Annotated in this window: 17 protein-coding genes; 7 read left to right on the top strand and 10 right to left on the bottom strand. The window is 45.6% G+C overall.

Annotated features, from left to right (window positions below):
• Nucleotides 1-17: 17 nt before the first annotated feature.
• Genes ACH59B_RS03520 through ACH59B_RS03510 form a run of 3 tightly spaced genes read right to left on the bottom strand, consistent with a single transcriptional unit; the run spans nucleotide 18 to nucleotide 4,031 of the window.
• The gene (locus ACH59B_RS03520) at nucleotides 18-1,217 is read right to left on the bottom strand and encodes a Ger(x)C family spore germination protein (RefSeq protein ID WP_016819420.1); all 1,200 of its coding nucleotides are present in this window, start codon (nucleotides 1,215-1,217) and stop codon (nucleotides 18-20) included.
• Complete coding sequence (locus ACH59B_RS03515) at nucleotides 1,214-2,308, bottom strand: GerAB/ArcD/ProY family transporter (protein WP_016819421.1); 1,095 nt, start codon at nucleotides 2,306-2,308, stop codon at nucleotides 1,214-1,216. The genes ACH59B_RS03520 and ACH59B_RS03515 overlap by 4 nt, the downstream gene beginning before the upstream one ends.
• A gap of 22 nt (nucleotides 2,309-2,330) precedes the next feature.
• A complete protein-coding gene (locus ACH59B_RS03510) occupies nucleotides 2,331-4,031 on the bottom strand; it encodes a spore germination protein (protein WP_016819422.1) in 1,701 nt (566 codons plus the stop codon).
• 246 nt (nucleotides 4,032-4,277) lie between these two features.
• Here ACH59B_RS03510 and ACH59B_RS03505 point away from each other — a divergent pair, with 246 nt between their 5' ends.
• The 3 genes from ACH59B_RS03505 (at nucleotide 4,278) to ACH59B_RS03495 (ending at nucleotide 10,480) form a co-directional block, all read left to right on the top strand.
• Entirely contained in the window at nucleotides 4,278-4,619 is a 342-nt protein-coding gene (locus ACH59B_RS03505; protein WP_016819423.1) for a phage tail protein, read from the top strand.
• A 49-nt stretch (nucleotides 4,620-4,668) separates the two neighbouring features.
• The gene (locus ACH59B_RS03500) at nucleotides 4,669-8,559 is read left to right on the top strand and encodes an immunoglobulin-like domain-containing protein (protein WP_016819424.1); all 3,891 of its coding nucleotides are present in this window, start codon (nucleotides 4,669-4,671) and stop codon (nucleotides 8,557-8,559) included.
• A gap of 211 nt (nucleotides 8,560-8,770) precedes the next feature.
• Nucleotides 8,771-10,480, top strand: coding sequence for an exosporium glycoprotein BclB-related protein (locus ACH59B_RS03495; protein WP_169050230.1), 1,710 nt, complete (start codon nucleotides 8,771-8,773; stop codon nucleotides 10,478-10,480).
• A gap of 68 nt (nucleotides 10,481-10,548) precedes the next feature.
• On the opposite strand, the gene nirD is transcribed toward ACH59B_RS03495, so the two are convergent.
• Entirely contained in the window at nucleotides 10,549-10,878 is a 330-nt protein-coding gene (gene nirD / locus ACH59B_RS03490; protein WP_016818404.1) for a nitrite reductase small subunit NirD, read from the bottom strand.
• A 39-nt stretch (nucleotides 10,879-10,917) separates the two neighbouring features.
• Entirely contained in the window at nucleotides 10,918-13,347 is a 2,430-nt protein-coding gene (gene nirB / locus ACH59B_RS03485; protein ID WP_016818403.1) for a nitrite reductase large subunit NirB, read from the bottom strand.
• Nucleotides 13,348-13,664: 317 nt separating this feature from the next.
• Here nirB and ACH59B_RS03480 point away from each other — a divergent pair, with 317 nt between their 5' ends.
• Genes ACH59B_RS03480 through ACH59B_RS03470 form a run of 3 tightly spaced genes read left to right on the top strand, consistent with a single transcriptional unit; the run spans nucleotide 13,665 to nucleotide 17,641 of the window.
• Nucleotides 13,665-15,320: a spore germination protein gene (locus tag ACH59B_RS03480; protein WP_017428678.1), complete on the top strand. Its 1,656-nt coding sequence runs from the start codon at nucleotides 13,665-13,667 to the stop codon at nucleotides 15,318-15,320.
• Nucleotides 15,321-15,345: 25 nt separating this feature from the next.
• Complete coding sequence (locus ACH59B_RS03475; protein ID WP_039276740.1) at nucleotides 15,346-16,440, top strand: GerAB/ArcD/ProY family transporter; 1,095 nt, start codon at nucleotides 15,346-15,348, stop codon at nucleotides 16,438-16,440.
• Between the two features lies 1 nt (nucleotide 16,441).
• Nucleotides 16,442-17,641, top strand: coding sequence for a Ger(x)C family spore germination protein (locus ACH59B_RS03470; protein ID WP_090891239.1), 1,200 nt, complete (start codon nucleotides 16,442-16,444; stop codon nucleotides 17,639-17,641).
• Nucleotides 17,642-17,762: 121 nt separating this feature from the next.
• Here ACH59B_RS03470 and treR read toward each other — a convergent pair whose 3' ends face one another.
• The 4 genes from treR to ACH59B_RS03450 form a co-directional block, all read right to left on the bottom strand.
• Nucleotides 17,763-18,512 (bottom strand): trehalose operon repressor, encoded by a 750-nt coding sequence (gene treR, locus ACH59B_RS03465; RefSeq protein ID WP_031462828.1) that lies wholly within the window; start codon nucleotides 18,510-18,512, stop codon nucleotides 17,763-17,765.
• Between the two features lie 75 nt (nucleotides 18,513-18,587).
• The gene (gene treP / locus ACH59B_RS03460) at nucleotides 18,588-20,552 is read right to left on the bottom strand and encodes a PTS system trehalose-specific EIIBC component (RefSeq protein ID WP_090891237.1); all 1,965 of its coding nucleotides are present in this window, start codon (nucleotides 20,550-20,552) and stop codon (nucleotides 18,588-18,590) included.
• Between the two features lie 105 nt (nucleotides 20,553-20,657).
• Nucleotides 20,658-22,385, bottom strand: coding sequence for an alpha,alpha-phosphotrehalase (gene treC / locus ACH59B_RS03455; RefSeq protein WP_039276733.1), 1,728 nt, complete (start codon nucleotides 22,383-22,385; stop codon nucleotides 20,658-20,660).
• A 277-nt stretch (nucleotides 22,386-22,662) separates the two neighbouring features.
• Entirely contained in the window at nucleotides 22,663-23,244 is a 582-nt protein-coding gene (locus tag ACH59B_RS03450; RefSeq protein WP_039276730.1) for a LysE family transporter, read from the bottom strand.
• A 112-nt stretch (nucleotides 23,245-23,356) separates the two neighbouring features.
• Between ACH59B_RS03450 and ACH59B_RS03445 the strand changes: the two genes are divergently transcribed.
• Nucleotides 23,357-23,911, top strand: coding sequence for a helix-turn-helix domain-containing protein (locus ACH59B_RS03445; protein ID WP_017428683.1), 555 nt, complete (start codon nucleotides 23,357-23,359; stop codon nucleotides 23,909-23,911).
• Nucleotides 23,912-24,029: 118 nt separating this feature from the next.
• On the opposite strand, the gene ACH59B_RS03440 is transcribed toward ACH59B_RS03445, so the two are convergent.
• Nucleotides 24,030-24,599 (bottom strand): maltose acetyltransferase domain-containing protein, encoded by a 570-nt coding sequence (locus tag ACH59B_RS03440; RefSeq protein ID WP_016818394.1) that lies wholly within the window; start codon nucleotides 24,597-24,599, stop codon nucleotides 24,030-24,032.

The following is a 24,599-nucleotide window of genomic DNA, read 5'->3' as shown; positions in this document are numbered from 1 at the left end:
TGCAAACGAAATTCCTTTTAGTCTGCCGTCGTAATCGAAGAGCCGTAATCTTCAATATGAATATCTGTGCTGAACCGTACAGGAATGGTGCTAAAAGTGGTATCCCAATCCTTTTTGACCTTATGCCAAACTTTAGGATGTTGGATCCTCAAGGCTTCTCCGAAACCTCCGACATCAACCTTCAGTTTTTGCATCTTAGCTACGGTTTGTTCAGCTAATGAATTCACTTTCTCCTGAAAGAGACTCTCTTCTTGTCCAAGCACATTGTTGTTGCGCAAATCTTCATTCTTTATATGCACCTCCGAAACACGTCCCTCTGAGGTCATTTTTACCTGAAAGAAAATGTCGTCCCTCTGGACGATGGCCTTGATCTTGCTTTTACCCGCTTTGATCTCATATGCTATGTTTTTACCGGTCTTCGGATCCCTGCTTTTCAGCACGCCTCCCTTCAGCTCGCCTTTGATCCACATTAGACCCTCAACCTCTGACTCATTCAGATAACCACCGTATGTTTGTGTCTTTCCCTTGATGATTCCCGCACCTGCGAGCTTGATTTCATTCTCCGCCGTAATGACATTGGGTAATATAAAGCTTCTTCCGCCCTTCATGGGTCCGATCACTTTAACCAAGGCCATAGGCTTTATCAACCGTGCGTTCCGTTTCCGGTTTTGGAAAATATCCTTTAAAATATAGGCAGGAATCTGACCAGGGATTTTCTCCTGGAGTGTATTTCCCGCCTTTTCTGTACTAATCAGCAGCAGTACACTCGGCCGAATGTCATTATCCCCCAAGAAAAACTCCAGCAGCTCATACAACGGAATCTTGCGAAGCAGACTGGAGCTGATAATAACCGTTTTCAAATGTTGCCCAATGGGAGGACGATTGGTCCGTAAAGAAATTTCTCTTATCATTTCAAAAACGGAATCGCCTGTTTCCGTAATATTAAAAAATTTTTTGGCTTGTGGAGAGGAGCTGTTGGAGCCGCCACTTTCCTCTGGAATGACAAATTGAAAGGTTCCTGTAATTAACTCCTTTTTTGGATAATCTCCCCCTTCCTGATTAATTTGTTTTTCTTGCGAGGATTCTTCCGCTATATCCAAAGCAATACCTGTCTCCAGATTTAGATCCTCCACTGGGGAACTGCTCCAGCAACCTGAAAGTGTACAGCACATCAGGAGAGCCATCAATCCGAGTAATCCTGACTGGACTCTCTTCATGACCCCACCCCTCTCCAGCGAGAAATAAGCAGCAGGGGCAGTGGAAGTAGCGCGAATAAAGCGAACGCTACATTTCCGATAACCGTTCCAAAAGAAAATAGCTCATTCAAGTTTTTCGGAATTTGGGACAAGAGGTAGATAAACGGAAGCAAAATGAACAACATCTTGGAATAAGAGTTATTCAAAATTTGAGATACTCCGAGCGAAGCACAATAAAAAGCAATACTGAATGTGGCAAAAATCTGCATGATCCAAATGGTCAGCAATAAGGACTCGAACCGTTCCAACAACAGATACTCCACTTCAAAGCTGCGGGCCAAATCTAAAAATGGCCAGGTTCTGCTCAACACCCCTTCCATTGAAAAGGCGCCAATGCACAGGATCAACGTAGCTGTATAAAAAACGACCGCGATCCCAATCGCCAGTCCGATTGCCTTGGTTGCTTTCTCCGGTTTTTCCATCCGACAAAGAATAATCAGCAAGGACTCTGTCCCCGTTAATGTCAGGATTGTAGTCTTGAGCGTTCTAAGCACTGGCATTCCCCCCTCCGACAAGACAGGACGCAAGTTATTCAATTCAAAAACATTTAAACTCAGCAAGCAGATCAGCAAAAAGATAGCCGCCGAAACCGGAAATATCAGTTGACATATCTTTCCTAATGAACCCACTCCCCCCATGCATAGGTACAGAGAGAGCCACATAAAAGGTGCTGAAATCGCCCACGCCGGAGTGCCTTCAAGCAGAAAGAACGACGTGACTTCCTCCACAGATCGGATTTCAAATGCGGCTATACAAACAAAATAAATAACAATCAGCATGCCAATCCCTTTGCCAATGAATTTGCCTGTTATTTGCTGAACATACTGGTAAAAGGTACTTTCTGGAAACCGTGAGCTTAGTTTGACTATAACCCATCCGAACAGAAAAGTGCCCACCCCTGCTAAAATGACAGATATCCACGCATCCGGTGTTTTTGCAGCTTCAGTTGCTACTCTTGGAAGGGTAAGCAACCCGGCAGCCAGCATAAAGCAAACCACAATTGCCGTTGTCTGTAACGTTGTAATCTTATCCGCTTTTTTCCCACGGGCCATCTTGCTCCCTCCTGTGTTGAGCTCATCCTTGTCGCTTAGGGTCTTTATGCTTCAAAAGAATGGGTCTGTTTTTCATAAATTGCAACGGTGCTCGTACGAAGTAATCTTTCCAGTCTTTGAACGAACGGGGGGTCGTTAGACTAAGAAACGGAACACCAAAGCTGTGTAATTTAACCATATGAATACTCAGCATCAGAAAAAACATGATCACGCCATACAAGCCAAAGATGGACGCCGTGAACATGGCACCGAAACGAAGAACACGCATGGATATGCCAGCGCTGTATACAGGGGCGGAAAAGGAAGAAATCGCTGTGACTGCCACCACAATGACGAGGATCGGGCTTACAATCCCGGCGTCAACAGCCGCCTGTCCAATAATCAAACCGCCGACGATACCCATCGCTGGACCGATGGGTTTGGGGAGCCGAAGTCCTGCCTCGCGTAAAATTTCAATGGAAATTTCCATAATCAGGGCCTCAATCAACGTCGAAAACGGCACTCCCTGTCTAGCACTGATAATGGAAATGACCAGCTTGGTTGGAATCAGTCCGGGATGAAACGAGATAAAGGAGATATAGAGCGCTGGAGCAAATAACGATATGAAAGTTGCCATAAACCGAAGAAATCGAATAAGCGACCCCGGTAGCCATCGCTCATAATAATCTTCGGGAGACTGGAGCATCATCCCATACGTTACAGGCATAAGAAGCGCAAAAGGTGTACCGTCCAGCAGAATCGCGACACGTCCCTCCAGCAATGCAGCCATGACCCGATCCGGTCTCTCCGTATTTTGAATTTGCAGAAATGGGCTAAGAAAATTATCTTCAATAAGCTGCTCTACATAGCCCGACTCCAGTACCTCATCCATATCAATGGTTTGGACCCGCCGCTTCACCTCATCTACAAGCTCCGGGTCGGCAATATCTCTGAAATACACTACCATCAGCTGTTTTTCCACTCTTTTGCCGACTTTGAAGGATGACATGGCCAGTTCTGTACTTTCTCCATGCCTGCGCAGCATCGCTGTATTGTCGCTGAGGGTCTCTGTAAAACCGACACGCGGTCCCCGCAGCACCGATTCCGATATAGGATCTTCCACCCCTCGTGTATTTCCTTTGGGTGTACCCAGTACAAAAGCACCCGGTATGCCCTGAATCACGAGTATGACTGAACCAAACAGCACCTTTTGCAAGGAGAACTGCACCTCTAACGTATACTCCGTCTCCGATACCAGCATGACCTGGTGAACAATCATATCCCGAAGCTCTTTTCCTCGCGGAAGCTCTCCCCTCTCTTGCCCGGAGCTGCCCCAATCCATCAGCGGTTTTAATATATTCTGATCCATGCCAACCTTGTCCGTTAATCCATCCACAAAAAAAAGTGTGCTTACAGCGTTCAGATTTTCCAGAAAAATCGAGCGTTCGTTTACGTCTGCCATATCTGCAACTGCTTGTCTGATTTTTGCTATGTTGGCTTCATAATCTTCGGTAAAGGTCCCCTTTTCCTTCTCTGCCTCACTGACAGATGGATTATGATCTGCCTGCTCCGAACGATCTTCTTCTTCCATAAGCTTTAATCGTTCCATACGTCTGCTCTCTCGACCATCCAGCGCTTTGAGTTGTCGTACTGCCAGAAAAATAATCAAAGGTATGATGAACAAAAAGAAGGCTTCCACCCACACATTCCATTTGGGCGCATGAGTTCCGATGACCTGCCACACGCTGTTCACTCCTTCACTTCCATAGGATTTGTATATAGATTTACCTGGATTAGAAAAAAGATGCATGGAGAATGGGCCAGATGGAATAAATTTCTTTACTCACAAAAGGAATAAAAAGGTGAATTTGATAGATGAACTGTAGTGCCAAATGTGGAAAACCATGATAATATCTATTCATTCTATGACTAATGTCACAAATTTATTGAATTCGTGGTCCATTATTCGAATCTTAAAGGAGTTGTAGGTATGAAGAATCATTTTTGGAAGAAAGCCGCCGTATTGAGTCTGCTGGCGGTCATTTTGTTAGGAGGAACAGCGATTAGTCCCAAACAGGCACACGCAGGTTATGAGCCTTATATGGGGGAAATAACGATGTACCCGTACACGTTCGCCCCTAAGGGCTGGCTAAAATGCGAGGGCCAGCTGTTGCCCATTGCTCAGTATTCAGCATTATACAGTCTGCTGGGCACTAATTTTGGCGGTGATGGAGTGCGTACATTTGCATTGCCTGACTTGCGTGGAGCTTCCCCGTTGCCGAATGTAAACTACTACATCGCAATCGAAGGGGATTACCCGTCCCGCCCATAATATGAACACGCTCAAGTGGTGTGCTATTTAATAAAGAAGAGGTGATAGCGTGCTCGAAGGAAATAACTTCACACGCAACAAGTTAAAACCCTACCGTGTGCTGATTCCACTGCTGCCATTTATCAGCGGTGCGGCTTTGCTCATAGGGACGAATGAAACCAATGCTGCCGGTTGGGAAAATGTAGTGCTTAACAAACCAACAACATCAAGTGGCTACACCCAGCCCTATGATCCCTCCAAGGCTGTGGATGGGTCAATCGAACCGACAAGCCGCTGGTATCAAGCCAGCAACGGTGAAAAATGGATCGAGGTAGATCTGAGAGACTGGTATATCGTAGATCGATACGTTGTTACAGGTATGGGTGTCCATTATGGATGGAACGATGAACGTGATCCATACAGTTTCCGATTGCAGACGAGTAGCAACGGATTTAATTGGGCGACTGTGGATACTGTGCAGAATAATGTGAGCTCTAATTTTCAAAAGAGCATTACTCCTGTAACTACACGATACTTTCGATTATATATTGATCAAGGAGATGCAAGAAACAATCAATGGGCCTCCATCATGGAATTCGCAGCTTATGGGGAACGACTCCCCATTCCACAGGCTCCGGGTCATTTTACAGGTACTAAAAATGGAAATACGGTGGAGTTAAGCTGGGATGCCGTTCCTTATGCAACTTCCTACAAAGTCGTGCGTGATGGTATAACGCTCTATACAGGCAACTTAACCCAGTTCATAGACACATCAGCATTGCCGCCAGGTGAAGCAGTTTACACGGTTCAGGCCGTGAATGCTAAGGGGGAGAGCACTCCCTCAGAGGTCAAAGTGACCATACTTACCGATGCCGAGAGAGTTGCACAGGCAAAAGCCGCGCTCGCTCTAGGTCTAGCACCTGGTGATACAGTAGAGTCGGTATCCCAAAAGCTGACACTGCCACTCACTGGGTTGAATGATACAACGGTGAGCTGGAGTTCGGATACTCCTGCCGTCATTACGAACGAAGGAACTGTAATACGCCCGCGATACGACCTGGGTGACCAAAAAGTAAAACTGACAGCAACGATTGCGAAAGGAACTGCCTCGGATACCCAAACTTTCGAAGTTACCGTTTCAAAGATGACTGCTCAAGATACATTAAATCAAGCAGCAGATGCCCTATCGCTTGGTGATTTGTCTGCGGTACAACAAAATGTATCTCTCCCTCTCTCCAGTTATGGTGGAGTGCAGATCGAATGGTCCTCGTCCAAACCTCTTGTCATTGCAGCAGATGGAACACTTACCAGACCTTCCTATAGTAGTGGAGATACGGACGTTACCCTAACGGCTACCCTGCAACTTGCAGGCTTAACGAAAACAAAGGATTTTACTGCACACGTACTCCGTCTGCCGATGAGCGACACTGAAGCCGTGGACGCAGCATACAGAGCACTAGAACTACCGCTAACGACAGTAACCGGAGACGTATATTTGGCAAAGGATGCGCTGAATGGTGTTCAGGTGTCATGGGCGTCGAGTCAACCTGAGTTCCTGGATCATACTGGACATGTAACATTCCCAACCTATGTACAGGGCGATCAGACCATCACGCTGGAGGCGGTTGTGTCAAGAGGTGGGGTTGAGCTTCGAAAAACCTTCAGTCTGCTCGTACCTGCATTGCCCGTAAGCGCTGATGAAGCAGTGAATTTGGCGGCAAATACACTGAATCTGGATTACCCGCAAGGGATTAAGGATTCCATCGCCCTGCCTCGTACAGGGGCATTTGATACCCAGATCGACTGGTCCTCGGATCAACCGGATATCCTCAGTGATAGTGGTCAGGTAAATCGGCCTAAATATACAGACGGTGATATGAATGTACAGTTAATTGCTATGATTTCTAAAGGCATAGCTTCTGTCCAAAGAACATTCACGATCACCGTGCTGAAAGCATTGCCGAATACACCTTATGTACGACTGAACGGCAATAATCCAATTGTTTTGGAAACCGGCGACAGCTTCACGGATCCGGGAGCCAGTGTATTGGACAGTGTATACGGCAATATCCTGGTCCCCGATCTTTCAGGGATCGGCAATGTCGATACGAATGTACCTGGTGTATACGTATTGAACTATGCTTATAGCGACAATGGAAGTTGGACCGCAGAACCGGCAGAACGCCGTATAAACGTGTTGCCCCGTGCTGTTGCAGCCGCAGCAGGCGACGAGGATATTGCCTCTGTGATTGTCACAGGCGCTTTACCGAGCGCACGGCTTGAGCTGTATAATGCCCAGCAGGAGCTTATAGCGGAAGGAATCGCTTCGAGTGAGGGAAAATATACATTTACACCTGTACCCGAAGGAGCCAGCTTCTATGTGCTGCAGAACGTAAATGGCATGAAGAGCGCTCCCTCAGGGCTAGTGTATCCGCAAGGATTAACCGCGCAGCGTGTCGCGGATTCCATCACAAGCATACCTGCTCCTACAACAAGTGATACACTGCTTAGGTTGCCTGCCGTACCTAATGGCTTCCGTGTGACCATCAGCAGCAGTAGTCAGCCAGACATTGTGCGTACAGACGGAACTATTGTTCAAGCAGACACTCCTTCCGTTGTCACTGTCATGCTGAATGTCATGAAGGTAAGTGATGGTTCTCATGCTTTGACGCAGGCCATAGAAGTCATCGTCCCTGCCAAAGTAAGTGTGGACACAGGCAAGTCTAACAAAGATAAAAATGAGGATCAGGATCTGTCTGCTGGCATACAACAGATAGGATTTTTAGAGCAAGGGAAAACAGTCTCCCTCTTTGTTCCTCCTGCGGCATTCCTGGATGAACAGATCCAACAAGCACTTCGTGAAGGCAAGGCATACGCTGACATTCGTTTGGAGCAGGAAAAGCAAATGAGTCGTGTTCTCCTCACTCATTCTGTACTAAATAAATGGGATCAGCTCGGAGCTTCAGTGATATCCCAATATGGGACGCTGATGGTATCCAGTGACACACTAACCAGCATGGCCGCCTCAGGTCAGCAGGACGTCACCATGTCATTCCAGCAGGCAGATCAGCAATTTCGCGATTGGGCCGAGCAGCAACCCAACCTGAAGCTGATAGGGCCGGCTGTAGAAATTAAAGCTAACGTGACAGGGAATTCGTCCATCGTTCTGCCGCTGGATAGCGTATCCTCAAGTGAATTGCAAAATGTTGAACCTCAATTCTCCATTCTTGTGATGTATGAAAATGGTGAACGTGAGATTCTAAAAGGTACTGCTGTGGTGAATTCACAAGGGATTTTGTCGGGTGTGAGTCTGAATACGTCTCGATTAGGTACCTTTGCCGCTGCCGTCTCTACGAACGCGTCTCAGGTAGATCAGACCCGTGTACAAAATGACCCACTCCATTCGTCAGATTCACAAGAACCAGCTCAGGTATGGCCGGATCTACAAGGTCACTGGGCAGCGAAGTCCTTACAATCTCTTGCAGCCAAAGGCTGGATGCAGGGCTATAAAGACGGCAACATGCGCCCTGAGCGTGCGGTGAGCCGTGCAGAATTTGTAGCCACATTGATCAGGGCTTTAGGAACTACTGGAGACGAGAGCCTGTCTACCTCATTTACAGATATGAAGGGGCACTGGGCTGGATCGGCCGTGGATGCCGCTTACCGTCAGGGATGGATTCAAGGGCTAACTGCTCAGACGTTCGGACCTAATGAGAGCCTTACCCGTGAACAGGCGATGGTGATCCTGTCACACGCGATACAGAATCAGACATCCATTTCCAGTCCTACTGGACTGCAATCCTACAAGGATAATCAGCAGATTGCTTCCTGGGCTTCCACAGCATTCGAGAAAGCCATAGGCTCGGGTTGGATCAGCGGGTATCCTGATGGAACGCTCAAACCGAAAGCCGCCATTAGCAGAGGCGAGATGGCTGAACTGCTGGTACGAATTTTCAAATAAATCTGCCGAAGACATATAATCTAATAGACTACACACTAAAGCGCGGTCCCAGGCATTTGGGAACCGCGCTTTTGTTATCAATATTTTATTAAGCTTTGCTTGTGTATTCACCCTTTTCACTTCAATAAATATATTATGAATATCTGTAAAACGGGGCGATTAACCATCTGTCACCTCTACAGTAGGCAGAATGAGGAGGAGATACTTGAGCATGAAACATAAAAGACCGTTCAGGTTCAGTGGTGCTTCAAAAAAAGATGAGGACTGCAAACCATCAAGAGATATTAGAAGTATCGAAACGCTTCTCAAACTTATTAATGAATTGACCTCGATCATCCCACTTGTATTCGCAAACCCTTCTACGGCTAATGTATCTTTATTGCAACAGATTTTAAGACAATTGCTGTCTCTGGCGAAAAGTTTAAGACTTAGAGGCGGGGCTAGGGCAGATTTACTGGCGGCGTTGGAGCTTGCTATAGTAGCGTTAGAAGCCACGCCTTTCTCTCCGATCAGCGTAGGTACTACATTACAGCAACTGCTGGATGCCCTATTATCCATCGTTCTACAGGAATCCCTCAGTCCAACTCTTAAAGACAGTTTAATCCGTGCAATCAGAACTGCGGGAACGACGGTTAGCAACGCACTAAGTGAACCGTATTTGTCAGGGGAGCCCGGCCCACAAGGGCCTCCGGGACCTGTGGGGCCTGGTGGTGCGCCTGGTCCAGCAGGTGTGCCGGGCCCTCCAGGACCTCCCGGGTCTCCAGGACCTGTAGGTGCCGCTGGGCCTGTCGGAGCTGAAGGACCTGCTGGACCTGCTGGGCCTCCGGGAGCTGCTGGACCTGTAGGTGCCGCTGGACCTGCCGGACCTGCCGGGCCTGTCGGAGCCGCAGGGCCTATCGGGGCCGCCGGACCTGAAGGGCCTGCTGGACCTCCCGGAGGTGTAACAGGCCCTACGGGACCGACTGGCGCCGATGGGCTGCCGGGCGCAGTTGGCGCGGTCGGACCCGCTGGACCCACTGGACCGACTGGCGCCGATGGCCTGCCGGGCGCGGTGGGCGCGGTCGGACCCGCTGGACCCACTGGACCGACTGGCGCTGATGGCCTGCCAGGCGCGGTGGGCGCGGTCGGACCCGCTGGAGCCACGGGACCGACTGGCGCTGATGGCCTGCCAGGCGCGGTGGGCGCGGTCGGTCCTGCTGGAGCCACGGGACCGACTGGCGCCGATGGGCTGCCGGGCGCAGTTGGCGCGGTCGGTCCTGCTGGAGCCACTGGACCGACTGGCGCCGATGGGCTGCCGGGCACGGTGGGTGCGGCCGGACTCGCCGGAGCCACGGGCGCAACAGGTGTTGGCGGAGCTACCGGAGCCACAGGGGTTACAGGCGTTACTGGAGCCACCGGTTCGGGCGCAATCATCCCATTTGCTTCGGGTGGACCAGCAATTTTGACAACCATTGCCGGCGGCCTGGTTGGAACCACAAGTTTAATCGGCTTTGGAAGCTCAGCAACAGGTATTAGTCTCGTAGGCGGTATCATTGATCTCACAGGTACGCTTGTAGGACCAGTCATTAACTTTGCTTTCTCCGTTCCACGGGGTGGTGTAATCACATCCATTGCCGGATATTTCAGTACAACTGCTGCTCTAACCCTCTTGGGATCATCCGTTAGCATTACTGCCCAGTTGTTTAGTTCCCCGACACCTAATAACACCTTTATAGCCGTTCCCGGAGCTACCGTTACATTGACCCCCCCGCTAACTGACATCGTTGCATTAGGAACGACTTCTAGTGGTATTGCTACTGGGTTGGCAATACCCGTAACCGCACAAACCCGTCTGCTTATGGTTTTCTCTGCCACAGCTACAGGAATTTCTCTCGTTAATACCGTGGTGGGCTACGCAAGTGCAGGCGTTACCATTACCTAATCCAAAACGAAAAGGGCCCACAGGATTATTCCTGTCGAGCCCTTTTTATTTTCATTCCTTCAAATAAATTAAACCGTTTCGAGCGATATTTTCACTTCTTCTCCCTCTTCACAGACGGCGAACGTTTTAATTTGCCCGTGATCGGGCTCTTGAACGGTACCCGTCCGCAAATCAATTTTCCAGTCATACAAAGGATCATAAATATAATGTCCCGATACTATCGCCTCTGTAAGAGGACCTCCTTTGGGATGTGGGTTGATATTTTCAACAGCATATAGCTCATTCTCCGAAGTACGGAAAACAGCAATTTCAGTCCCTTTGATGTGGATGGTACGTCCTATTCTAGTCGGAAAATCCTTACTGTGACCGACGACAAGCCATTCGGCATTCTTGATCATTTGCTTGATTGCTCCCTTCCTCAGGCATTTTAGATACAATTACACAATAGATGGAGTGACAACTTCAAATAGATTTTTACGTGTATCCTCATCATTGATGATCTTTTTCCACGGGTCTTCGACCTGTTGTAGTGCAAATTCAATACGTTCTACTAAAGCTTGTCGATTAGCGGTATCGTGAACGACAACCTTCTGAATCTCTTCCAAACCGATCCGTTCCACCCACTCCGAAGTACGTTCTAGATATTGCCCTGTTTCCCGATAGAACTGCATCACGGCTCCTACAATATCAATCAGTTCAGCGTCCGTTTTTACTTTACAGAGTGAATCAGCCAACCGTGCTTTAATACCGCCGTTTCCACCGATAAAGATCTCCCAGCCCCCGTCATTGCCTACGATTCCGATATCTTTTGTACATGATTCCGCACAGTTGCGTGGACAGCCATTAACTGCTAATTTGAATTTTGCTGGGAAATCCAGTCGTTCAAATTTCCGTTCCAGCACTTCACCCATTCCCATCGAATCCTGTGTACCAAAACGGCAAAATTGCGATCCAACACAGGTTTTAACCGTACGAAGTGATTTCGCGTAGGCATATCCTGAAGGCATATCGAGTTCTTCCCACACTTTAGGCAGATCTTCTTTACGGACACCAATCAAATCCAGCCGCTGTCCCCCAGTTACTTTAACGACTTTAACGTTGTATTTAAGAGAAACATCAGCTATTTTCTTCAGATCCTCTGGAGTCGTTACACCGCCGTACATTCTTGGCACCACTGTAAACGTTCCGTCTTTTTGAATGTTCGCATGCAATCGCTCATTTACAAAGCGGGAATCTCCCTCATTTTCATAGGTATCTGGGTTAATCATCCCTAAATAATAATTCAGCGCCGGACGGCATTTGGAGCATCCTTCATCATTATGCCAACCCAGTACATTCATCACTTCACGCGTAGTTGTCAGCCCTTTGGTTTTGATCGCTTCCACAATCTCATCCCGGCTCAATGTTGTACAACCACATATTCCTTGCTTGGCTGACGTCTTGAAGCTGTCTCCAAGAACATATTGCAAAATTTGCTCAACAACTGGCTTACATCCACCACAGGAACGCGTAGCTCCGGTACATGCCTTAATTTCATCGACTGTGGTTAGTCCATTTTCATTAATTGCATCCACAATCGCCTTTTTAGTTACACCGTTACAGCCACACACAATTTCGTCATCGGCCATCGTTTCAGCGGATGATGTTTTCGCCCCGTGATTGCTGCATCCAGTACCCATAAGCTGTCCATATATTTCATCTGTCATTGGCGTTTGCTGACGCACATACTTTTGAAGACTAGCAGATTCGCTCACATCGCCGAACAGTACAGTCCCCACAATTTTATTATCACGAAGCAGCACTTTTTTGTATGTGCGCTTCCACTCATCCTTTGCTACAATCACCGTATGTTCAGGCTGGGTTATGAATTCACCAGCTGAGAAAACATCCACCCCTGAAATTTTGAGCTTAGTGGAAACTACCGATCCTGCATAACCTTCGGTATCCGCGCCTGCCAAATGTTTGGCAATTACACTTCCCTGTTCAAACAGCGGAGCTACCAGACCGTAGCAGACCCCACGGTGTTCAACACATTCCCCTACGGCATATACATCCGGCAAGGATGTTTTCATCAAATCATCGACCACAATCCCACGGTTCGTTTCCATACCACTTTCCACAGCTACCTGGATATTAGGCTTGATTCCGACGGCCATTACGACCAAATCCGCTTCCAGCTCACTTCCATCCGAGAAGCGCAGTCCTTGTACCCGATCTTGACCGTACACCTCCGCAGTTTGCATTTGCATAGCAAACTTGATTCCCTGGCGTTCCAGTTCTGCTTTCAACATCGCAGACGCTTCCCGGTCCAGCTGACGTTCCATCAAATCTTCCATTAAGTGAACGACCGTAACATCCATTCCTAGGTTGACCAAGCCTTTAGCTGCCTCCAGCCCCAATAGACCTCCGCCAATGACAGCCGCCTTTTTATAGGTCTTTGCCGCTTCCAGCATGGCTGAGCAATCGGCGATATCCCGAAAACCAATAACGCCTGGTAATTCTTTACCCGGAATAGGCAGAATAAACGATTGTGAGCCGGTAGCTACCAAAGCCACGTCGTAGTCAATTTCCAGTCCGTCTTCGGTGCGAATCTTCTTGTGCTCACCGTCGATGCTTTTAACCATTTTTCCTGTATATAAAGTAATTCCTTGATCCGCATACCATTGCAAATCGTTCAGTATAATATCATCTATTGTTTTACTACCTTCCAACACATAAGAGAGCATGATCCTGTTATAGTTCGGATGCGGCTCACTTCCCAGGACTGTAATTTCATATTTATCTGTTAATTTTAAAATTTGTTCGACCGTATTGATACCAGCCATCCCGTTCCCTATAACCACAAGCTTCTTTTTACTGTTTATCATATACCGGTTCCTCCATTCATTCGACGCTACTTCCTATCCGACGACATCTCTACGTTTCTAATGAATATTGTTTATGCTTCTATTCTAATACAGCAGATAGGTCTATATGTGATTTCAATCACAATGTAGTTAAAATTATGAATATTTAGGGATTTCCCTATTCTATTTCAAGGGATTAAGGTAAGGACCGGGAATCATAGCAGTGTCATCGAATGAATCTTTCCAATTCATGCGTAAATACAACCGTTATAAGGAATACTTTATGAACAACTTGTATCTTATGGGAGAATGAATTGAATTGCTTGGAGGTAATCATCATGTGGTCTAAAATCATTTCTTATTTTCCTAGCTGGAGTACACTCTTTCAAGCTGGTCTCGCGTTGATTATTCCTTTAGGAATTTATTATATAAACACCTCGATTTATTCGTTTGTCGGCAGTAAGGGAGCCAAATCCAAACATAACGAAGGTCCCATGGATCAGCAGCATGAACCGAGCTCTAAAATTACAGGAAATTATGATTCCGACTTACAGGCAATTCGTGAAGCTATAGGCGAAAATAGTGATGTGCATTTTCGTGAGTTTATGGTGAAGAAATTTCATGCTCGGTCCATGTTAGTCTTCATAGATGGTATGCAGGATGAAAAGCTTATGAGCGAGCAGGTATTAGAGGTCTTGATGTTTGAGGGCCAGCAGGGTCAGGATCAACAGGAACAACCGGAAGGGTTAAGTAACTCTTTTATAAAAGAAAGCCTGATGCCACTTACGCAAATTAGTGAAGTTACCTGTATGGAGGATCTGTACGAGTTCATCCTTTTAGGTCATACCGCCTTATTAATTGAAGGAATGAAGGAAGCGCTACTGGTGGGCCCGCCTAACGGCGCTATTCGCTCCGTCAATGAGCCAACTTCTGAAGCATTGCTTCGGGGTCCCAGAATCGGTTTTACGGAAGTATTGAGTGAAAACACTTCGATGCTTCGACGCCAAGGGTTAAATAAAAGTCTGGAAATGAAGAAATTCCAAGTGGGAAGCAGAATCAAAAAGGATCTGGTTATCGCGTATATAAAGGATATTGTGAATCCGGATCTGCTTGAAGAAATAAGCCGCAGAATATCAAAAATAGACATGGATTTTTTACCGGAATCCGGGTATGTGGAACAACTTATCGAAGACAATTATTTAAGTCCATTCCAACAGGCTCATAACACAGAGCGTCCCGACCGTGTCATTAATGCCTTGTTGGAAGGAAGAATTGCAATTTTACTGGATGGTACTCCCTTTGCACTTATTGTCCCGGTGACCTTCAGTATGCTGCTTCAATCTCCCGAGGACTATTATGAGCGATGGATTCCAGGAACACTTTTACGTCTGCTGCGTTTTAGCGGGGCTTTTATAGCGCTTATGGGGCCTGCTCTGTACATTTCTTTTATATCGTTTCATCCCGGTTTAATTCCGACCAAGCTGGTCATTAGCATTATCGAAACCCGTGAAGGCGTCCCATTCCCATCCGTTATAGAGGTCATGATTTTGGAAATCTCTATCGAAATTCTACGAGAGGCCGGCATTCGCCTGCCCAAACCCATTGGCCCTGCGATGGGCATTGTGGGGGGCTTGGTCATCGGCGACGCAGCTGTAAATGCGGGCATCGTTAGTCCATTCCTAGTGATTGTGGTTGCGGTTACTGCCATTTCATCGTTTTCGATACCGACATACAGTGCGGGCATTACCTTGCGCCTTTTGCGTTTTGTCGGAATGCTCTTTGCAGCAATCCTCGGCATGTTTGGGACCATATTGTTCTTTCTGTTAATTTGTATCCATCTAACGAAGTTGAAAAGCTTTGGCGTACCGTATGTAACTCCCTTTTCCCCTATGCGACCAAGCGATTGGAAGGATTTATACATCCGGGCTCCTATATCTCTGATGAAACGAAGACCTGTCATGATGAAAACGCAGCAACGCAAACGCAGATCATGATGCCCAATACGAAGGAGGAGCTACTGTGTTTAGACGCTCTGATGATAAGATCACAACGAAGCAGGGGGCTGTATTCCTGACCAATACCGTATTGGGCGCAGGGATCTTGACACTGCCGAGAGGTGTAACTGAACAGGTACAGACTCCTGATGCATGGCTTTCTGTCCTCATCGGTGGAGGTATTGTCATATTCGTCGTCTGGATTATGGTGAAATTAAGTCAGCAGTTTCCCGGAAAAACCGTGTATCAATACTCCAGAAGAATCGTGGGCACAATTCCGGGTGGAATTTTAAGCGTGCTACTGATCCTATACTTTATAATCATAGCTGGCTTTGAGATTCGGGTTTTAGCTGAAGTGACCATGTTTTTCCTACTTGAAGGAACCCCCGTTTGGGCGATTGTGATTCCATTCATCTGGGTAGGGAGTTATTTGGTTTTTGGAGGCATTAATCCCATCGCGCGGCTGTACCAAATTGTACTTCCAATCAGCCTCTTCTTTCTGCTTTTCTGTTTTCTCTTTAGCTTAAGAATCTTCGAAATTGATCACCTTCGCCCCGTATTGAGTGACGGAATATTCCCCGTCATCAAGGGGCTGAAATCAACTATTCTTGTCTTCTCTGGATGTGAAGTTGTCATGACACTGGTCGCTTTTTTGCAGCACCCCGAAAAAGCATTTAAGGCCATGGTAGTGGGCATCAGTATCCCTTTAGTTTTGTATTTCTTGACTGTAGTTATGGTGATCGGCGGGCTATCAGTAGATTCTACTGTGACAAGTACTTGGCCTACCATTAATTTGATGCGCAGTTTTGAGATCCCCGGATTTCTTTTTGAACGTCTGGAGTTTCCACTGCTGGTAATCTGGGTGATGCAAATGTTTTGTAATTTCTGCAGTTTTTTCTTCAATGCTTCCTTAGGTGTCTCAGAGGTGTTTGGTCTTAAATATCGTTATGCGATTTTCGGTTTAATCCCGCTTATCTTTATTTCCACGATGACTCCTGTTCGTATGACTGAAGTGTTTAGTCTTGGCGATGAGATCGGATACATGGGAATCGTATTATTTTTTCTGATCCCTGTATTTCTCTCCATCGTGTTCATGATCAGGAAGAAGGGGTTGAAGTAAAATGTGTAGACAATCTACCCTATCCTTACTGCTTGCCTTCATTCTTCTGATGACTCAAGTCGGCTGTTGGAGTAGCAAGGAAGTGGAGGAGCTTAGCATATATACAGGATTGGCTCTCGATCAGGGAGAGCTCAGTCCATTGGAACAGGATTTGGAGAAGAAAGGCAGCCGTTATTTCAAGAAAAACAAAATTACGGCCAGCGTACAAATCGTCCCCAAGAAATCATCTGGAAGCACAAACCAACAAGGCAGCGGCGGTGGACAAGAACTAAACTATGTAAATATAGCTAGTACTGGAGATTCTTTGCTTGAAATCTTCCGACAGCTCTCTCTTCGTTTGGATCGTCCCGTTATTGGTCACCACCTAAAAGTCATCGTGGTTTCGACCGAACTGGCAAAACAACAGACGATGCAGCAATTGATGGATTTTGTGCTACGTGATAATGATATTCGTCCGAGTTGTATGGTTTTCTTAAGTAAGGAACGAGCAGCCAAAACCTTAGTTACCAAATATACGGGCGAAATCCCATCCATTCATATTCTGAACATGCTTCGTAACCATTTCAGAACCAGCAAGGTAATGAAGGGAGTCAATCTGTCTGAATTGGATGGGTTAATGCACTCCAAAAAAAGCTACATACTGCAAAACATTATTGAGTCTGAGGGTGAATTAGAATTTTCAGGGGCTGGTATTATTAAAGGAGAAACTGGCCACTGGATCGGTACTTTGGGACAACAAGACGTGGAAAGTATTGGATGGATTAAGGGTGATGTTGAGGGCGGAGCTGTCAAAACGTATGACAAGCGAAATGAAGCCATAACTTATGAAATCAAATCGGTAAAGAGCAAAATAACAACTAAAGTGGCCGATGACGATGACATCTCTTTTCACGTAAAAATTGAATCCAAAGGACGTTTAATCGAAAACTGGGATGAGAAGGTAGACCCAACTGAGACGCGAAACATGAAAGAAGCTGAGCTAGAGTTTGAAAAACAAGTGACTAGAAGGGTTAAATCTCTTATGCACAAATTACAATCCGAATATAAAGTCGATGTTGCTGGTTTTGGTGATCACTTGAAAATTGAAGAACCACAGGTGTGGAAAAAAGTAAAAGATGATTGGGATTATAAATTCAGTAAAATCCCTGTAACCTTCGATGTTAAGCTAACCATTACGGATTTAGGTTCCTCAGCCGAATAGTCAACATCTACTCAAATTTGTCCTGGATTCAAAAAAGAACCCCTCTTCTTTAGAAGAGGGGCTTTCCACCACATTGAACTATTCCAATTTAATCACTCGTTCTTGGGTCAACTCTAATGGGTCAGCTTAAAAACTCAGATTTTCTCTCTTCACCATGAGAACGTCTGGCAAAATCGACGAATTGAAATTTATCCAGCCGATGCCTTGATTCGGTATACTGGAACAATGTGGTGTCTTCCAAATAAACATAGTTACGGACTACAACCACATGAGTATAGTTTTGGAGGTCCATCAGCTTACGGTCTTCTTCATCTGCATCTTCTACAGAAACGATCTTTTTAGCATAACTGATTTGAAGATGGAGCTCCCCTTCCAGGTACTCGTAGATAGATTCACGACTAATTTCCTCGGTAAGCACGGGGACAATGTCTGATCGAAAGTAGTCTTTATCCAGTATGACACATTCACCTTCTATTTCACGTGCACGAATGACTTTCCAGACCAAATACTTGTCTTTGTCAATCTCAAGATGAGTAGCTATATCATCTGGAACGGGAATCAACTGATTTTCATGAACAATCGTTTGTGATTTACGCCCAATACGCTCAGACATTTCTTTGAAACTGACCAATCCCCCTATGGGAAAATCCATCCGTCCTATATCCAGAACAAAAGATCCTTTAGCCTTTATTTTATGGATATACCCATTTTGTGCAAGCAAGTGAAGTGCCTTACGCACGGTCTCACGAGAAGTGTCATACTCCCGGGCCAATTCATTTTCAGAGGGCATTTTCGAACCAGGAGCCAATTCGCCTGTCTGGATTCGTCCCGAGTACTCTTGATAAATTTGCAAAAATATATTCTTAGTCAATTTTCATCACCACATTTATTGTAGCATTCTTTCACTGACCAGGTTACTAAAATAGGCTAGCAGGATGAATCTGACTTAATCCGTTTTGTTCGATGAAGAATTCAAATGAATTTTCATTAAGACATATTGCAAATCGTTCGCCTCACCTGGCAATTCCTCAACTGATTCAATCATATTCTGCCCATCGGGGACAATAACCGGTGTAATGATGGGATATCCCGATTTCTGGATCAGCTCACGGTCAAATTCCATCAGTAGCTGGCCCTGCTCCACGGTTTGACCTGTCTCCACATGCATGGTGAATCCTTCTCCCTTCAATGACACCGTGTTGATTCCTACATGTACCAGTATCTGTACACCTGTTGGATGCTCCAAAATCAAGGCATGCTTGCTTTTCACCATGATGTGAATGACTTTTCCACTGAAAGGGGCAAGAATCCGACCATCCCTCGGTTCCACGGCAATACCTTGCCCCATCTGCCGTTCGGCAAAAGCCGGATCAGGAACCTGCTCCAATGGCACCACATGCCCCAATACCGGGGTCTTTACTTCAAGCACATCCAGTGCAGAATTTTGACGGCCCGAATCTTTCTGTACGGAATCGTTAGCTGGTGTAGCAGGAGTCTGACGGCGTTTACTTAGCAGTTTCCCGTACATGAAGGTTAAAGCGAACGGTACAATCAATACAATTGCCATCCCGATGAAGAATACGCCCCAGTTGTTTGGGAAAATGGATAGGAAGCCTGGAATCCCTCCTACACCAATGGAAGAAGCCAACACATGATTTACGGTGAGCAGTATACCTGCGATACCGGAACCGATCATTCCAAATACAAACGGATATTTATACCGGATATTCACCCCGAATATGGCAGGTTCGGTCACACCCAGAAACGCAGATACGGAGGAGGTAAGAGCCAATCCTTTTCCCTTTTGCTCCTTCAATACCAGCATCATGGCCAGTGCTCCGGCCCCCTGAGCGATATTGGACAGTGCCAGCATCGGCCATAGGAACGTGCCACCCTGCGTACCAATTAATTGCACGTCCACCGCCAGGAAAGTATGGTGCATTCCCGTAATGACCAGCAAGGAGTAAAAGCCTCCATAAATCAAGCCACCCAGCGCAGGAGCCAAATCGAAAACGTATACAAGACCAGACGTAATTGCATTACCAATCATAAAAGTAACCGGACCGATCACTGTAAATGCAAGAAATCCTGTTACTAATAAGGTAATCGGTGCTACAAGCAACAGCTTAAATGAATCCGCTATCTTTTTATTTAAGAATTTCTCAATTTGTGCGAGCACGTAAGCGGATACCAAAACGGGTAGAACCTGTCCCTGATAACCAATCTTGTTCACGTGCCAGCCAAACAAATCCCACACCGGAACGGTCCCTTTGGTCACGGCATCTGCATAGCTGTATGCACTCAGTAGATCTGGATGAACCAGAATCAAACCCAGTACAATCCCGAGTAAAGGACTACCGCCAAACCGGACAACAGCCGACCATCCAATCAAAGCAGGTAGAAATGTAAAAGCAGTGCTGGCAATGGTATTAATGATTGCTGCAAAGTCGGTCCATTGAGGGTAGACCTGAACCAGAGACATTCCTTCGAAAAAGATTCCATTGCCTGTCAAAATATTATTGATCCCAAGTAATAAACCTGCAGTCACGATCGCGGGCAAAATCGGAATAAAGATATCTGCCAGCGTCTTGATGGCACGCTGAATCGGGTTTTGTTTTTTACTAGCGGCGTTTTTAACATCGTCCTTAGAAGCCCGACTGCCTCCTGTAATGGAGATCATTTCGTCATATACCTTATCCACCAGACCTGGACCAATCACGACCTGATACTGTCCTTGTGAAGAAAATTGGCCTTTGACCAGATCATTTTGTTCGAGTGCTTCTTTATCGACCAGCTTATCATCATAAAGGGCAAATCGCAGACGAGTTACGCAATGCGTAGAGGCCTCTATGTTGTCTTTACCACCAACGGCTTTTACAATGTCTTCCACCTGTGCTCTTTCAATCGCCATCTAGTCCACTCCCTCGACGTTTGCTCATTTTTAAAGCAGCACCCCGGCTTAAAAATAAATGTACTACCGGGGTACTACTAGATGTTTCCATACTATTCACTCAGGTTAACGAACAATCCACATATAGGAAGCATACGGAGTCAAAGAGACCACCTGATTTAGCTGCGGAGCGTGCTGGGTATTACCGATTAAAAGCTCAGCCGCAACCCCTGCTTGATTATCTAATGATGAATAAAATGAATCCGGTATACGGAACTGTACATCCTGCCCGCTAAAATTAGAGATGACGACCAAAGTCTCCTGTTCATTGCTGCGTTGATAGGCATAGACCTGAGGGTGGGCTTCATCCAAGCGTTGATAATCCCCATCGGTGATGACCTGTACCGTCTTACGCAGATGAATCAGCTTACGATAATGATTATAGATCGAGTCCGGGTCCTCTAACTGGGACTGAACGTTGATATGTGGATATCGTTCATCTACCTTAATCCAAGGCGTGCCTGTAGTGAAACCTGCATTGCGAGTATTATCCCACTGCATCGGTGTCCTCGAATTATCACGGGACCGCTCTCGAATGATATCCAACGCTTCCTCTGCGCTTTTGCCTTGCTCCTGCAAGATACGATACATATTCAGCGATTCAACATCCCGAAACTCTTCAATATCTGACCACTGCGGATTGGGCATTCCAATCTCTTCACCTTGAAATATATAAGGTGTTCCCTGAAGTCCATGTAGCGTGGTGGCCAGTAGCTTGGCGCTTTCCACATGGTATTCACCATCATCCAAAAAGCGAGAGATCGCTCTTGGCTGATCATGATTGTTAAAAAACAATGCACTCCAGCCGCCACCCTGTTGCATGCCAATCTGCCAATCCGAAAATAGCCTTTTCAGCATTTCAAAATCATAAGGCATGAGTTCCCACTTTTGCCCATTAGGATAATCCACCTTCAAATGATGAAAATTAAAGGTCATAGATAATTCTTTTCTCTCTGGATTGGAATAACGGATACAATGATCCAGTGAGGTGGAGGACATCTCCCCTACAGTGACGCTGTTATATGTTGAGAATACTTTCTCATGTAATTCATGAAGGTATTCATGCACATGCGGACCATCCGTATAATACTTACGCCCGTCCCCAGGAGCCGTGCTTCCATCATCGTCCGAGAATTGCCGATCCTTGGAGATCAAATTAATGACATCAAGTCGGAAGCCACTAACTCCCTTCTCAGCCCAAAACTCCAGCACATTAATAACTTCTTGGCGAACTTTGGGATTTTCCCAGTTTAAATCCGCCTGCGTCTTATCAAACAGTGTCAAGAAGTATTGGTTTGTCGCCTCGTCATACTGCCAAGCCGGTCCACCAAACTTGGAAATCCAGTTGTTCGGAGGTCCTCCATCGGGTGCTGGGTCACGCCAGATATAATAATCCCTGTACTCATTATCCTTAGAAAGCCGCGCCTGCTGAAACCAGACATGTTCTGTGGAAGAATGGTTAACCACGATGTCGATCATCAAGTGCATCCCACGCGCCCGAATTTCCTGGCTCAATTCTTCAAAATCCTGCATTGTTCCATAATCAGGATTAATCCGGCAATAATCGGCTACATCATACCCGTTATCGCGCTGTGGCGAGACATATACAGGCTGCAACCAGATAATATCAACACCCAGTCCTTGCAGATAATCCAGCTTTTGTGTCAGACCTCTTATATCACCGGTTCCTTTGCCCGTCGTATCGTTAAAGCTTTTGGGATAAACCTGATAGACGACCGATTTGCGCCACCAGTCTTGATCTTCAGGAATTAAAGCCTTGTTCATTGCTTCCATTCATGCTCATTCCTTTCTTACGAAATGAAGTAGCGTAAAAGAATTTAATATAACGCTTTCAACTTCTTGTATATACAAGATTAAATCATGTATATACAAGTTGTCAATATACTTTATGTATTAAGGTAATACCCGTTTTACAGCTAAATGACCAGGAAACTCATCCATTCTGTCCGATTGTATTTCATGACTCTTTCAATAAACTCTATTTCACACGAAAAAGGCTCCTGCTTATAAGTCAGGAACCCATCTTTTAAATCGTGAATACGGTATTTATTTAAATCCATATAGATAGTGCGCTATAAAGGAGCAATAAGGCCATTATAATATTGAAGGAGCGCTCATACTTATTCAAAAAGCGTTGAAACATGGCGCCGAAAATCGCCCAGCACATGACAGCTACAAAACCAATACAGGTCAGGATTAACGAGATCGTTATCATTGTCATATATGACACATCATACGGCATTACAAACGTTGAAATGACCGTAATACCATACAAAATGATTTTTAAATTGATAAATTGCAGCAGCAGTCCCGATCTGAAGGAATATCCTTCATTGTGGTCATTATCCTCCGAAGTAGATTTGCTCTTTGCTATTTTTACTGCCAGGTAAAGCATGTACAGACTACCAAGAACATTCATCCAGATTTTAACCCGAGGCAAGAAATGATATAAAGCTAGATTAAAATAGCAGGCTAACAGCATAATAGCGAAACAGCCTGCTGTTATTCCCAGTAAGAATGGAAAAGCTCTCTTCAAACCTAACCGCCTGGCACTGTCCAATGACATAATATTGTTGGGGCCTGGCGTAAAGCTAGTAACCAGTACATAAGATAAAAATGGAATAAACGGCATGCAACAATCAACTCCAGTGTGTTATAATTGAATAAAATGTGCGTTGAAAAGCACATTTGTACTTCATGATTGTACATCATGTTCTTTATATAGCACAATAGGGAGCGGAAAAATGATGGAGAATATTAATTTGATTTTAAGTAAAAATCTAAAGCATCTAAGAAATGAAAGAAAATTGAGTTTAGATAAATTAGCTGACCTGACGGGGATCAGTAAAACGATGCTCGGCCAGATTGAACGCGGAGAATCTAATCCTTCGATTACAACGGTATGGAAAATTGCGAACGGTCTGAAAATATCATTCACTGCCCTGATTAGCGAGCCGCCTGCCGATGCCATAGTCGTTCCTAAAAGCAAAGTACAAGTGCTTGAAGAAAGCAATCACTATCGCTTGTATCCGTTTTTCCCCTATGAAGGAAATAGAAATTTTGAGGTCTATACCGTAGAGATTGAACCAGGCGGGGAACTGAGTTCTGCCCCACACCGTGAGGGTACTGAAGAATTTATTACCGTATTTGAGGGTGAAATGGTGGTAAAAGTTAGCGAAGAAATGTACACGGTGAAAGCTGGAGATTCGATCCGCTTTAAAGCAGACCGTCCACATATATACTATAATTCGGGAGAAACACTGGTACGGATGAATATGATCATTTATTACTCTGTATAGTTCAATTCTTAAAGAGCATACATGTAAAAGCCCTTAAATTAAATGATCCTATTAAAATAAGGAGCTCTTTTAATAGGATCATCGGTACAAATATTAAATGATTAGACCTGTATAGTGTTTAGGAGATTTCAATTTGCTTAATTATTCGTGCTGGATTTCCAGCTACAACTACATTATCTGGAACATCCTTGGTTACTATTGCTCCTGATGCCACTACGACATTATCGCCTATCGTAATACCGGGATTAATAACAGCTCTACCGCCGATCCATACATTGTTACCAATCGTTACAGGCTTTCCATACTCTGCCCCAGCGATTCTTTCAAATGGATCAATGGGATGAGTCGCTGTGTAAATATGCACTCCTGGGGCCAAAAAACAATTATCTCCAATACGCACCTCACAAACATCCAAAATAGTACAGTCGAAGTTGGCATAGAAATTTTCCCCAACATGGATGTTGTATCCATAGTCACAGCGTATGTTGGGTTCCATGTTTATATTTTCACCCGTTGATCCGAAAAGCTCCTTAAGTAACTTTTCACGATAATCGCTATCCGCCTCCGTCGTCTGATTAAAGAGACGTACACATCTTCTCGCATACTCTCTTTCACTTGTTAATTGAGGATCAGCAGCTACATACAGCTCCCCATCCAGCATCTTTTGTTTTTCCGTTTTCATAGACAT

It is taken from the genome of Paenibacillus sp. DP01, assembly GCF_044784315.1.
Classification (GTDB): Bacteria; Bacillota; Bacilli; order Paenibacillales; family Paenibacillaceae; genus Paenibacillus; species Paenibacillus polymyxa.
This window is presented reverse-complemented; position numbering and strand designations above follow the sequence as displayed.

Bases quoted from the DNA above. Each gene is read 5' to 3' on its own strand.
- ACH59B_RS03515 (WP_016819421.1), bottom strand. From the start codon at position 2,308: ATGGCCCGTGGGAAAAAAGCGGATAAGATTACAACGTTACAGACAACG.
- treC (WP_039276733.1), bottom strand. From the start codon at position 22,385: ATGGAAGCAATGAACAAGGCTTTAATTCCTGAAGATCAAGACTGGTGG.
- ACH59B_RS03450 (WP_039276730.1), bottom strand. From the start codon at position 23,244: ATGCCGTTTATTCCATTTTTATCTTATGTACTGGTTACTAGCTTTACG.
- ACH59B_RS03495 (WP_169050230.1), top strand. From the start codon at position 8,771: ATGAAACATAAAAGACCGTTCAGGTTCAGTGGTGCTTCAAAAAAAGAT.
- ACH59B_RS03470 (WP_090891239.1), top strand. From the start codon at position 16,442: ATGTGTAGACAATCTACCCTATCCTTACTGCTTGCCTTCATTCTTCTG.
- ACH59B_RS03520 (WP_016819420.1), bottom strand. From the start codon at position 1,217: ATGAAGAGAGTCCAGTCAGGATTACTCGGATTGATGGCTCTCCTGATG.
- treP (WP_090891237.1), bottom strand. From the start codon at position 20,552: ATGGCGATTGAAAGAGCACAGGTGGAAGACATTGTAAAAGCCGTTGGT.
- nirB (WP_016818403.1), bottom strand. From the start codon at position 13,347: ATGATAAACAGTAAAAAGAAGCTTGTGGTTATAGGGAACGGGATGGCT.
- nirD (WP_016818404.1), bottom strand. From the start codon at position 10,878: ATGATCAAGAATGCCGAATGGCTTGTCGTCGGTCACAGTAAGGATTTT.
- ACH59B_RS03505 (WP_016819423.1), top strand. From the start codon at position 4,278: ATGAAGAATCATTTTTGGAAGAAAGCCGCCGTATTGAGTCTGCTGGCG.
- ACH59B_RS03480 (WP_017428678.1), top strand. From the start codon at position 13,665: ATGTGGTCTAAAATCATTTCTTATTTTCCTAGCTGGAGTACACTCTTT.
- ACH59B_RS03445 (WP_017428683.1), top strand. From the start codon at position 23,357: ATGATGGAGAATATTAATTTGATTTTAAGTAAAAATCTAAAGCATCTA.
- ACH59B_RS03440 (WP_016818394.1), bottom strand. From the start codon at position 24,599: ATGTCTATGAAAACGGAAAAACAAAAGATGCTGGATGGGGAGCTGTAT.